This window comes from Modestobacter caceresii (assembly GCF_000761485.1).
GTDB classification, from domain to species: Bacteria; Actinomycetota; Actinomycetes; order Mycobacteriales; family Geodermatophilaceae; genus Modestobacter; species Modestobacter caceresii.
The window spans coordinates 1-11820 of sequence record NZ_JPMX01000093.1 but is presented as its reverse complement, the minus strand read 5'-3'; the positions used below and the strand labels follow the sequence as shown (position 1 = coordinate 11820).

The following is an 11820-nucleotide window of genomic DNA, read 5'->3' as shown; positions in this document are numbered from 1 at the left end:
CGGCCCCGGGGCCCCCCGCCACTCGTTGACCGTGACATGCGAGCGCATTCCCCGCGACTCGGACACAGCCCGCGGTGGGCGATGAACGTTCGTAGGCGGAGCGGGTGAGTAGGTTCCCCTCATGACCGTTCAGGGCAACCGCGGCGAAGACACCGCCGAAGCCCGAGAGAACCTCGGAGCGGTCATGGGCCGCGCCGCCAGGCGGCTGCAGGAGGAGCACGGCGACGTCGAGGGGACGCTGCAGGCAATCACCTCCTCAGCCGTCGCCGTCGTGCCGAATGCCCAGGAGTGCGGCATCACCTATGTGATCGGCCGCAAGAGCGTGGAATCGCGTGCCTCCACGAGCGAGCTGCCCAAAGCGGTCGATGCCCTGCAGGAGCGCCTCGGGCAGGGGCCGTGCCTGGACGCCGTCTGGGAGCACGAGATCGTCCGCGTCAACGACGTCGGCACCGACCGACGCTGGCCGGAGTTCGCACAGCCGGCGCGGGACCTCGGTGTGGGCAGCATGATGTGCTTCCAGCTCTTCGTGGAGGGCGACCAACTCGGAGCGATGAACCTCTACTCGAGCACACCGAACGCGTTCGACGACGAGTGCGAGGAGATTGGGCTCATGTTCGCCGCTCACGCCGCCGTGGCACTGGCCGGCGCGGAGCACGAGGAGCACCTGCGTATCGGCATGAGCAGCCGGGATGTGATCGGACAGGCGAAGGGCATCCTCATGGAGCGCTACAAGTTCACCGCCGATCAGGCCTTCGGAGTCCTAAGCCGGACGTCGCAGGAGACGAACAGGAAGCTGGCCGACATCGCCGCCGAGGTGACCGAGACCGGCGCGGTGCCGCGCCGGTCGCAGGCGTCGAACTAGGCCGTCGGCTCGGATGAGCCTGCATGTCGAACCGGCGACGATCGTCCTGTCCGACCGGCGCGCTACGTTCCGACCATGTCCACGAAGCCGCGCACACCGCGCTCCTCCCCCACCCAGGGGGACGCCGGTGGGACGGCTCCCACTTCCCGGTGTCCAACTCCCCCCTCGGACACCGAGTTGAACCCCCGCGGCTTTCTGGCCGGCGGGGGTTCTTCCGTTCCTGGTATCGGCACGTCCGCCGATGCCTTGAGGACTTGATCGGAGACCCGAGGTCGAACGCCCGTGACCGCACTCGGACTCTGCGAGACTCGATCGGTGACGCGACTCGACGCCCGCACAGTCACCGCCGAGCGGCGCATTCCGGCGGCGGCCGATGAGGTCTTCGCGGTGTTGGTCTCGCTGGATCAGCATGTGCACCTCGACGGGTCCGGCATGGTGCAGGGGCTGCCGGACGGCCCCGACAAGCTGCACCTCGGCGCGCGCTTCTCCATGGCCATGCGCCAGGGCCCGTTCAGCTATCGGAGCGTCAACGAGGTCACCGCGTACGAGGAGAACCGGACGCTGGCCTGGCGGACTGTCGGGGAGTGGCGCGGGCGCACCGTCGTCGGGGGGCAGTGGTGGCGCTATGACCTGTTGCCCGACGGAGACAGAACGCTCGTCCGGCACTCCTACGAATGGGGACGCGCGATGCTGCCGACACTGACCATCCAGCTGCCGGGCTACCCGCAGCGGATGGCGCGCACCATGCCCGAAACACTCAACCGCCTCGAACACGTCGTCCTGACCCGGCGGTGATCGCCACGGCAGCCGCCGGATCCGCTCGGCAGGAGCGGCCCGTGCAGGCTCCCGCAATCGGTTCCCGGGTCGAGGGATCCATGGCCGATGACGTCCTTACCGGCGTGCAGCAGCTACGCCCCGTCGCCGACGACCTCGGCCTCACCATGCCCAGCTCGCGCTCGCCTGGGTGCGCATCGACGACATCCTCGAAGACGTGGTCGAGAAGGACCCCGACCACGTCTTCCTGCCTGCCGACAGGGCCGCGCGGAGTCAAGCGGCTCGAGTCGACCCAGTCCACACTCTGCCCTGCGGCCGCCCACATCCGGCCCGAGGCGCCCCGTGCCGTCCGCGGCGCCTGCCGTGACCCAGAGAGGAACCGCCCGTGACTCCCCTGCACGTCTCGGACAAGCACACGCGGGAGTGCGGCCGCGGGACGGGGCGGCCTCCGTGGTCCGGCGAACGACCGGTCGCCGTTCGCTGGCTGGCGACGTCCGGTCGGCAGGTCGTCGGCGGGTGCATGCGCGCCGCGAGCGTCGTAGCCAGTCTCGCGCGGCCCGTCGTCAGACTGCTGCCACCGGCCGGCCGAGGCGGTATGGCCCGGCCGGTGACCGACTACAAGGCCCCCAACTACTGGCTGGGTTACCGCTCAGGATTCGTGCGCAGGGGCCTGCCCGGCGAGGTGTTGCGCCGCCTCACGGCCGGACGCCCGACGTATCGCCAGATGGAGCGCATGGGGGTTGCACTGTCGCGTTCGGCAGCGGCCTCGATCGTGCCCATGGCCGTCGACGTGGCACTGCGCGGCCCCGGCAAGCTGCCACGCATCGCGGCGACCGGACTGCTCGTGGCCTCTCCGCTCACCTGCACTCTCCTGCTGCACGACGTCGGCCGGTACGACGGCGTCGGCGTCTTGGTCCTGGCTCTGCTCTCAACTGGCCGTTTCGCCTGGCTTCGACTGCCGCTCCCGGCGAGTGCGGTGCTGATCGCCGGAGCCGTCTCCGTGGCCGTGGCGAGTGAGGAGTTCCTCCTGGCTGTCCTCGCTCCGACGGTGGTGGCGGCCGTCCACCTGCTCAGCCGCCACCACCAGCTGACCCGGGACCAAGGGCTCCAGCTGCTGGGAGGGGTCCTGGTACCCGGAGTGGTCGTGGCAGGTGCAAGTCTGCTGACCCCCGTTCCCGCGGACGCACTGACCACCGCGCGAGCCGAGGCACTGCGAGCAGGGGCGCGCCCCGCCGGCCCCACCGGCGACGCGCTTGCCGCCCTCAACCGGGGCTTCGTCGAGAACCTCGCGTACTTCCGCCTCTTCGGCCCAACACCCGTCGTGATGTCCTTCGCACTCTGGGGCGGCTTCTACTTCCTCACGGCCAGGCTGCTGGAGAAGCTGCTCAGTGCTGGGGCGGGGAGTTGGTACTCCTCGCTGGTCGCCGCGCATGCGTTTGTCGGTGCGGCGCTGTCGGTGGCGGGTGTCGACTTCCGGCGCTGGTGGGGCCTGGCCCTGGCCGGCCTGATGTCGGCGGTCGTGCTCACTGATGCCTCCCCGGTCGGCGACCCGGTGGGGACGGCCGCGTTCGGCGGGGCGCTGGCCCTTGCTGTGGCAGGCGTCCTCCCCCGGGATCTGAAGGTCTATCCCTGGGGGCGGCTCAGGGTCGAGCGGGCGCTCCCGTTGACCGGGTGACGTACTGCCACAGCCGCAGTCACGCCGGGCATGCCTACGCCACCGGGACACCTGGATGATCGGGCCGTCGGATCTCGGGGCCTACGAGCTGCCCGACACCGGCCCATCGGGCGACGGCTCCCGGGCGGTGACCCCCGTTCACGTCAGCCCGGGGCCTGCGTACGTGCGAGGCTGGTGCGCGGCCGGCCAACCGCTCGGGTGTCGGCGGGTTCTCCAGCAGGGGCGGTCGGCCGGGACATGACATCGTTGCTCGACTCGAGCCGTCCCATGCCCCGGAGACGCCCTTCCGCATCGGCCGTTCGCTGATGACTGCGGGGCGCGGGCACGAGGGAGCAGGCTCAGGATCGTCAGTGCGCTTCGCCGACCTGAGCCGGCCCTTCGTCATCGCCCACCGCGGCGGCTCCCTCCAGGTGCCCGAGCACACGATGGAGGGCTACCGCGTTGCGGTGGGCCAGGGCCTGGCGGTCATCGAGCAAGACGTGTCGAGGCTCGCAGACGGCGGTCTGGGCGTCATGCACGACGGCACCGTGGACCGCATGACCACCTCCAGCGGCAACGTCGCCGACCACACGTCGGTGTCCTGGAAACAGCTCGACATCGACGCCTCGGTCACCCTGGGCGGAGGCTGGACCGACGGGCTGCGCCCTCCGCTGTTCGAGGAGGTCCTCGTCGAGTTCGGCAACCGCGTCCTCCTCTGCGCCGAGGCCAAGAGCAGCGATGCCATGGGCCCGATGCTCGATGCGCTCGAGCGCCGCGGTGTCAGCCCGGCGTCCGTGCTGCTCCAGTCCTTCGCCCTCGCCGACTGCGGGCTGGCGCGCTCGCGGGGGTGGCCCGTCATCTGGCTCGGCAGCACCGACATCGCCCGGGCCTCCGCCGAGGGCATCGGCTGGATCGGCCTGGATGCGGGCCGCGTCACCTCGACGGTCTGCGCGGCGGCGCACACCGCGGGGATCGAGGTGGCCTGCTACACGGTGAACCGCCGACACCAGCGGGACGCTGTCATCGCCGCCGGGGTGGACGCGATCTTCTCCGACGACCCCCTGTACCTCACCGGAGACGCGGACCGCCGCGCCTCGGACCTGTTCGCGCGCCAGGTCTGGCTGCCCGGGATGCTGCCGGACACCAGCCGCGGCCGGTTCCACCCGGACGACTCCTCCTGGGGCTTCGACGTCTCCGAGACCGTCACCTGCACGCTCATGGGCTTCCTCGCACCGCCGGACCCGGAGGCGTTCACGCTGTACCTGGACGTGCGGATGGACCAGGCGAGCCACAGCAGCGGTGGGTTCGTCTTCCTGAGCACCGACGACCACCCGTACCGACCGTCGTCCGGCTCGTCGCCCGGCGCCAACGGTTACCTCTTCGTCCTGCGGGGGGACGGCGACCTGGTCGTCCGTCGGGTCGTCGAGGGTGTCGCCATCACCCTGGCGTCGTCCACGGGGGGAACGGCGCCGGCGCTGGGCGCGTACGTCCAGCTGCGGATCACCGTCACCGGCTCGGAACTCGCCTTCACGCGCACGGACTCCGTCACCGAGACCCTGACCGTCGCGGACGCCACCTACCGACCCGTGCCCGTCGTCCACCTCGGCAGCGCGTTCGCCGGCGTTCGGTTGAAGAACGTGGTGTTCACATGACCGACCCCTACGACCGCCCAGGCCACGGCCCCGCCGACCCGGACGGCTACCTGATCGAGCAGGCTCCGGATGGCTACCGGTGGACCTGCCGCGCTGACGGCCGCACCGCAGGGCCGTTCACCAGTCGCGAGGAAGCCGTCGTCTCCGCCGAGACCGACCAGACTGCCTGATGCGCTGGGAGGTAGGGGGTGCGATGGCCCGGCTTCGTCGCCCACCCGGGCTCGAACGTGTGCGTATGCAGCGGGTCGCCCCCCGGACGAGTCGACTGAGCAGGGGGCCGCGCCAGTCGTTCCGCCGTGCGCGACATCCGCGACACGCGCGGTGCGCCGTCGCGGAGCCGCTGCCTCGACCGGGCGTCTGACCGCCTGTCCGGGGCTTCCGCGTCGTTTCGGACGCGTCTGTCGGGTCCTCCCCGGTAGCCTCTGGCGTCGGTCCGAGCCCGAAGACCGTTCGCTCTCGCAGGGGTCTCCGGTGCCCGCGCGATCCGAGGACGGCACTGCCCGTGATGCCCGCGCGGACACGCTGCCTGCCGAGACGCCACAGACTGTGCGGTGAGAGAAGGCCATGGTGCCGAGGATCGTGAAGCTCTGGGTGGCGACGACGCTGTTGGCGTCCGGGGGCCTCTTGTACGCCGCGTCCTGGCAGCGCTGGGCCGGTGCATGCCCGTGGAGCGGGGACCAGGAGACCCAGAAGTGCGCGACACGGATGGACCACCTCTACGACTTCCTCCCACCGATGGAGCCGTGGATGGCCGCGGGAGTGGCCGCAGAGCTGGCGGGTGCGTCCCTGCTCGTCCTCGCAGGCGCCCTTCTTCTGCTGCCCTGGGCCTTGACCGGACGGAAGTCGGGGCTCGTCTCCGCCCTGGTTCTGCTCGCAACCGTGCTGGTCGTGATCGACATCGGACTAGCGACGCTGCGCTCGGGGCTCGACGGTGCCGTTGTCAGACCTGTGGCCCCGGACATCACCACCTTGCTGTGGGTCCTGGTGCTCCCGTTCCTGCTCGGGCGTCTCGCGGTGCTGTCCCGCGGCTGGGCGAGCCGTGCGGCGGCGGTGCTGCTGATACTGGCATCGCCGCTCGTCGCCTCCACCACCTACGCGATCGGTCCCTGGGATGCCCAGCCGTGGTGGGAAGCGATCTCGGGCCTGCTGACGTGCGGAGCCGGGGCGTGCCTGCTCGTGGAGGCGACACGTCGGCCGGCTCGACGTCGCGATGGCAACGTCCAGCAGGCAGTCGTGATCTGACCGGGTTGCGTCCACCCGCGTGTCCCGATGGATCCAGGGCTCAGATGATCATCGGCTCCAGGCTCACCGTCGGCAGCCTCCCTCTGCGCCTCTGACCGCGAGCCGGGTACGGGGACGCCACACCGATCAAGGCCGCGACCGTGTGCGTATGTAGCGTGTCGCCCCTCGGACACCGAGTTGAACCCCCACGGTCATCAGGCCGGTGGGGGTTCTGCTGTCTCTGGTTTCGGCATACCCGTCGACTGCCTGAAGGACTGCATCGGCTGGCCGGCCTGGCGGAGCTCTCGGGGCCCAGCTCCAGTGCGCCCCGAAGATCGCCAGGTAGACCCACGGGGAGCCGAGGACGGCCCCCAGCAGGTCGGTCAGCCAGGTCACCGGAGAGCTCCCTCGGCGGCGGGCGGCTGAGCCTCGATGCCGGCCAGGCCCGCGGCGACGAGCACGGCGGTCGTCGCCGTGCCGGCCAGCAGCAGCCGCTCGACCAGCCCGATGCCCGACACCGGATCGGCGCCCGCGAACACGACGGGGACGTGCAGGGTCAGGAAGGACGCGCCCAGCCCGCCGAGGCCGACCGCCGCACCACGCAGGGCGCGGCGAGCCGGGGGCGAACAGGTCGCCGCGACCAAGAGCCCGACGACCGACGGCACCACCATCGCCACGGCGGCCGCCACCTGGTGCACCCGTCCCCACGCCGTCGTGTCGAGCCCGGGCAGGTCGGTGGGGAACGCGGCCACCGCGGCGAGGCCGACCGACCACAGCGCCAGCAGTCCGAGCACCGCGGTCCGCCGGGCACCGGCCCCGAGGCGGCGGTGCACCCCGAGGGCCGTACCGGCCGCCGCGATCTCCAGCCCCACCATGCACCCCGCGAGCCACCAGCTGCCGGCGGGCCGGTGCACGGCGTCGCTGAGCATGCCGTCGAGGGTGTCGCCGCCGACGACGTCGGTGCCGATCCCGGCCAGGACGGCGATGGCCACCCCGAGCAGGACGACCGGCAACCACGGCCCGGGCCGGCTGCTGGTCACCGGGACCGGGTGGACGTCCGCCGCGACGGCCGTCGCCGGCCCGGGTCGCGGCGGCGCCGAGAGCGCGGTCATGTCGGCACCAGGACATCGCGGCGGGGCTGGTCCGCCGTGCGGGAGCGGAGGCAGGCGTCGTAGAGGCCGACGAACGCGCTGAGCGTGGCGCCCAGGTCGTGCTCTGCGGCGACGGCCCGGGCGCGCCGGCCCATCCGCCGGGCGGACGCCGGGTCGTCCAGCAGGGCGGTCAGCCGCTCGGCGAGCTCCTCGACGTCGCCGTGCCGGTAGAGCCAGCCGGTCCGGCCGTGGTGCACCAGGTGCGGCAGCGCACCGGCGTCGACGCCCAGCACCGGCAGCCCGGTGGCCATCGCCTCCAGGGTCACCAGGCTCTGCAGCTCAGCGGTGCCGGCCATGCCGAAGAAGTCCGCGGCCGCGTAGGCCTCGGGCAGCTCGGCGTCGCTCAGGACGCCGGTGAAGGTCACCGCACCCGCCACGCCCCGCTCGGCGGCCAGCGCCTCGAGCCTGGTGCGTTCCGAACCGTCCCCGACGACGAGCAGGTGGAGGTCCGACCGAGCCCGGACCAGGGCGAGCGCCTCGATGAGCTCGTGCACGTTCTTCTCCGGGTCCAGCCGGCCGACGGAGGCCAGGACGGGACCCGACGGCAGGCCGTGCGACCGGCGGAACCGGGCACCGTCGCGCCCGGGGGCGAAGCGGTCCAGGTCCAGCCCGCAGGAGATCGGCAACACCGGCCCGGGGACACCGGCCGATTCGGCCAACGCCGCGGCGAACGGCGTGGGGCTGGTGACCACGTCGGCGAGGGCGAGCACGCCGGCGGCGTCCCGCCACGCCCACTGGTGCGCCCGGCGCCGGACGGCGGCGCCACCGGGCACGTAGTGCAGCAGGTTCTCCGGCATGAAGTGGTTGGTGGCGACCACGGGGATGCCCAGCGCGCGCGCCGCACGGAGCACCGCCCGTCCCACCAGGAAGTGGCTCTGGACGTGCACCACGTCCGGTCGCACCGTCTGGAGCACTGCTCGGACGCGGCGTTGCAACCCGGCGGGCGAGCAGATCCGGAAGCCGCGGCGGAGCAGCACCGGCACAGAACGCACCCGGTGCTCGGTGACGCCTCCGGTGGCCTGCGCGGAGGTGCTGTGGCGGCTCCGGGACGGGGCGAGCACGTGCACCTCGTGCTCGGTGGCCAGGCCGGCGGCCAGCCGCTGGGCGAAGTACGAGGCGCCGTTGACGTCGGGCGCATAGGTGTCGGCGGCGATCAGGATCTTCACGGGAGAACCCCTCGAGTTCGTAGGGAGGACGACTTCTTGGCGATGAGCTTCTTGGCGATGAGCGAGACGGCGAGCACGCAGCCGCCCAGTGCCGCGCTGAGCGCGACGAAGGCCCAGGGCGAGCTGGTGATCCCCGCGATGTGCGGACCCGCCAGCAGGCCGAGGGCGACCAGCACGGCCGCTCGCGCGGAGCTGGTGAACGCGACCCAGCCGAGGAAGCGGCGGTAGGGCACGCCGGCCAGGCCGGCCGCGAGGAAGGCCGGAACGGCGCCGATGTCGACCAGCTTCGCGCCGACCACCACGCGAGGGAGGCGTCGACGCACGTCCTCCCGGAGCTGCGCTGCGCGGGCTCCGTGGACACCGAGCCGCGCGAGCAGCGGGAGCATGCGCCGATGCCGCCCGCTCCGGCCGAGGGCGTACAGCAGGCTGTCGCCGACGACGTCGGCGGAGACGGCCAGCAGCCACACGGGCAGCAGCGCCAGCACACCGGCGCCGACCATCGAACCGGCCGCCACCGTGGTGGCCGGCCCCTCCAGCAGCATCAGCACCGCCAGGACGAGATGGGGCTGCACCTGGTCGCTGCTCCCTCCCGACCCGCCCCGGGCGACGGGGCGGATCAACCGCCGGACCCTCCGGCGGCGAGGAGAAGCTAGGACGGCGAGGACGCCGTGGTCGTCGGCCTGCGGAGCTGTTCGGCATGGCTCCGCGGTGGCTTCACCAGGGGGGCGGACCCGTACCGCGGTAGGGGGGTCCCCCGCTCGGGAGAGGGACGACGGTCCCTCCGCGACGCTCTAGCGTGCATGCAGGAGAGCCCGCGGAAGGGGATCGACGGCGGGCCGGTGCCCGTCCGGACGGCGGAGGAGCGGCAGGTGGACGACGGATGGCGGTGACCCGGCCGGACGGCCGTGCCCCCGCGAGGCCCTGGACGGCGGGCACGGCGATCGCCGGGATCCTGCTGGTCCTCCTGCAGGTACCGACCACGACGGGTACCTACGGCCTGGCGCTCGCCGTGGGGATACCGCTCGGCCTGCTGCAGGGCCTCGCGCTCCCGCTGGCGTTGCGCCGTCCACTGCTCGCCACCGCCGTCCAGTTCGTGGCGGCGGCGGCCACCGCCCTGGCGGTCGACCCCGTGGACGGGCATCCCTGGCCGCTCACGGTCCCGGGTGTCCTGCTGCTCGTGGCGCACGTCGGACTGCTCGCGGTCTGCCGCGGCTGGCGGCCGGCCGCCCTGGTCTGGGGCGCCTCGCTCGGAGGCCTCGCCGGCCTGATGGCCGTCCAGGTGCGGGAGTGGGGCAGCGAGACCGCCGGCGACATCACCGTCGCGGTCTACGCGGCCAGCGCCCTGCTGGTGCTGGTGGGCGGGTCGGTGTGGCAGCAGCGGTCCCGGCTGGCCGGTGAGCTCTCGGCGGCCCAGCGGGACGTGGCGGTCGAGCAGGCCCGGCGGGCACTGGTGGAGGAGCGCACCCGGATCGCCCGGGAGCTGCACGACGTGGTGGCGCACACGATGTCGGTCGTGCACATGCAGGCCAGCACCGCACGCTTCCGGCTTCCCGACCTGGGCCCGGAGGCGGCCGCCGAGCTGCAGCAGATCGCGGGCTCGGCCAAGGCCGCCATGGCGGAGATGCGCCAGCTGCTCGGCGTGCTGCGGGACGACGGGGCGAACGCCCCGGTCACGCCGACCCCGACACTGGCCGACCTGCCCGAGCTGGTCGCCGGAACGGCGCGCGGCGGAACGGCGGCCCGGCTGACGGTGGACCCGGCGCTGGCGACCCGGGAGGTCCCGGAGATCGTGCAGGCGGCGGCCTACCGGGTGGTCCAGGAGGCGCTGAGCAACGTGGTCCGGCATGCCCCGGGTGCGTCGGCGACGGTCGACGTCCGGCTCGCACCGGAGGGACACGCGATCGAGCTGACGGTCACCAACCCACCGACCGCCTCCCCGGTCGCTCCGCCCGGTCCGGGCATGGACCTCCGCGAGCCCACCCGGGCTCGCCACGGGCTGATCGGCATCCGCGAACGCGCAGCGCTGCTGGGGGGCTGGTCGAGCGCGGGCCCCGTACCCGGTGGCGGATGGCAGGTGGATGCCCACCTGCCGCTGGCGGCGGAGGTCCCCGTCGCGACCGACCTGCCCGACCACGGCGTGGCGGCCGGACCAGGGGCTGCTTCGTGATCCGCGTGCTCGTCGTCGACGACCAGTCGATGATCCGGCTGGGCATCCGCTCCGTCGTCGACGCCCAGGAGGACATGACCGTCGTCGGCGAGGCGGAGAACGGGGAACGGGCGCTCGCGGCGGCCCGGAGCCTGCGGCCGGACGTCGTGCTGATGGACGTGCGGATGCCCGTCCTCGACGGGCTCGAGGCGACGCGGCGCATGCTCGCCGCAGACCAACCGAACAGCCACCGGCCGCGGGTCGTGGTGCTGACCACCTTCGACCTGGACGACTACGTCTACGCCGCGCTGCAGGCCGGCGCCAGCGGCTTCCTGCTCAAGGACAGCGAACCCGAGGAGGTGCTGCGCGCGATCCGCGTGGTCGCCGGCGGTGACGCCCTCCTGGCGCCGGGGGTGACCCGCCGGCTGATCGAGCAGTTCGTCGACGCCCGCACCACCGCCCGACCGCCCGACCCGGCGATGAACGGGCTGACCGAGCGGGAGCGGGAGGTCCTGACGCTGATGGCGGGCGGGCATTCCAACGCCGAGATCGCCGCGGAGCTGTTCATCGCCGAGCAGACGACCAAGAGCCACGTGAGCCGGGTGCTGCAGAAACTGCACCTGCGCGACCGTGCGCAGGCAGTGGTCTACGGCTACGAGAACGGGCTGGTCCGCCCGGGAGACGTGGACCGCTGAGCCGGTGGCGGGGGACCGCCGAGGACGCGGTGCCGACGAACCGGACAGGCCGCGCACGATCCAGGCGGTCGTGCAGCCCGACGGCGGGCGTGATCACGATCCCACGTGGATGAAGACCGTGATGCGGATCGCCGAGAGCCGCTCCTCCCCCAGCGTCCTGCGCGGCGACGCCGGCCACTCAGGCGGCGGCACGACCTCAGTGCTGATCGAGTACCGGGACGGGTCGCCCTCGACTCCTGACCCACGATGCCCGCTGCACGACCGCAGGGGGATGGGCGCCGATCGATCACCCCGTCCAGAACGAGGTCGGACTGGGACGGCCCCCGACTGATCGGGCCCCACAGGTACGCCCGAGAAGATCGTCGCGGCGGTCGGCCGCGCCGTACCGCGCTACCTCACCGGCCTCGTCGACCTGCCGGAGCGCTGAGCGAACGCGTCAACGCGCGTCGAGGACCTCGCGCAGCCGTGCGGCGAACGCCTCCGGCTGGCCGTGCTGGCC

The 11820-nt window shown here is 72.7% G+C and carries 11 protein-coding genes; 8 read left to right on the top strand and 3 right to left on the bottom strand.

The window, feature by feature from the left end:
* Window positions 1-121 precede the first annotated feature (121 nt).
* The 6 genes from IN07_RS19595 (at window position 122) to IN07_RS19575 (ending at window position 6184) form a co-directional block, all read left to right on the top strand.
* A complete protein-coding gene (locus tag IN07_RS19595) occupies window positions 122-862 on the top strand; it encodes a GAF and ANTAR domain-containing protein (RefSeq protein WP_036339241.1) in 741 nt (246 codons plus the stop codon).
* 315 nt (window positions 863-1177) lie between these two features.
* The gene (locus IN07_RS19590; RefSeq protein ID WP_036339312.1) at window positions 1178-1657 is read left to right on the top strand and encodes an SRPBCC family protein; all 480 of its coding nucleotides are present in this window, start codon (window positions 1178-1180) and stop codon (window positions 1655-1657) included.
* Window positions 1658-2243: 586 nt separating this feature from the next.
* A complete protein-coding gene (locus IN07_RS19585; protein ID WP_156119296.1) occupies window positions 2244-3311 on the top strand; it encodes a hypothetical protein in 1068 nt (355 codons plus the stop codon).
* A gap of 350 nt (window positions 3312-3661) precedes the next feature.
* Window positions 3662-4942, top strand: a complete 1281-nt coding sequence (locus IN07_RS24215; RefSeq protein ID WP_052091530.1) for a glycerophosphodiester phosphodiesterase — start codon at window positions 3662-3664, stop codon at window positions 4940-4942.
* Window positions 4939-5112: a hypothetical protein gene (locus IN07_RS25445; RefSeq protein ID WP_156119295.1), complete on the top strand. Its 174-nt coding sequence runs from the start codon at window positions 4939-4941 to the stop codon at window positions 5110-5112. The genes IN07_RS24215 and IN07_RS25445 overlap by 4 nt, the downstream gene beginning before the upstream one ends.
* 409 nt (window positions 5113-5521) lie before the next feature.
* Window positions 5522-6184, top strand: coding sequence for a hypothetical protein (locus IN07_RS19575; protein ID WP_156119294.1), 663 nt, complete (start codon window positions 5522-5524; stop codon window positions 6182-6184).
* A 371-nt stretch (window positions 6185-6555) separates the two neighbouring features.
* Here the strand turns inward: IN07_RS19575 and IN07_RS24210 are convergent, their stop codons facing one another.
* The 3 genes from IN07_RS24210 to IN07_RS24205 are packed head-to-tail and all read right to left on the bottom strand — an operon-like array spanning window position 6556 to window position 9052.
* Window positions 6556-7275 (bottom strand): DUF998 domain-containing protein, encoded by a 720-nt coding sequence (locus tag IN07_RS24210; RefSeq protein WP_052091529.1) that lies wholly within the window; start codon window positions 7273-7275, stop codon window positions 6556-6558.
* Window positions 7272-8480, bottom strand: coding sequence for a glycosyltransferase (locus IN07_RS19565; RefSeq protein WP_036339233.1), 1209 nt, complete (start codon window positions 8478-8480; stop codon window positions 7272-7274). The genes IN07_RS24210 and IN07_RS19565 overlap by 4 nt, the downstream gene beginning before the upstream one ends.
* Window positions 8477-9052: a DedA family protein gene (locus tag IN07_RS24205; protein WP_052091528.1), complete on the bottom strand. Its 576-nt coding sequence runs from the start codon at window positions 9050-9052 to the stop codon at window positions 8477-8479. Before IN07_RS24205 ends, IN07_RS19565 begins: the two co-directional genes overlap by 4 nt.
* 308 nt (window positions 9053-9360) lie before the next feature.
* Here IN07_RS24205 and IN07_RS19555 point away from each other — a divergent pair, with 308 nt between their 5' ends.
* Together IN07_RS19555 and IN07_RS19550 are read left to right on the top strand one after the other, a co-directional pair.
* Window positions 9361-10647, top strand: coding sequence for a sensor histidine kinase (locus tag IN07_RS19555; protein ID WP_052091527.1), 1287 nt, complete (start codon window positions 9361-9363; stop codon window positions 10645-10647).
* Complete coding sequence (locus IN07_RS19550) at window positions 10644-11321, top strand: response regulator (protein ID WP_036339230.1); 678 nt, start codon at window positions 10644-10646, stop codon at window positions 11319-11321. The genes IN07_RS19555 and IN07_RS19550 overlap by 4 nt, the downstream gene beginning before the upstream one ends.
* Window positions 11322-11820: the final 499 nt, after the last annotated feature.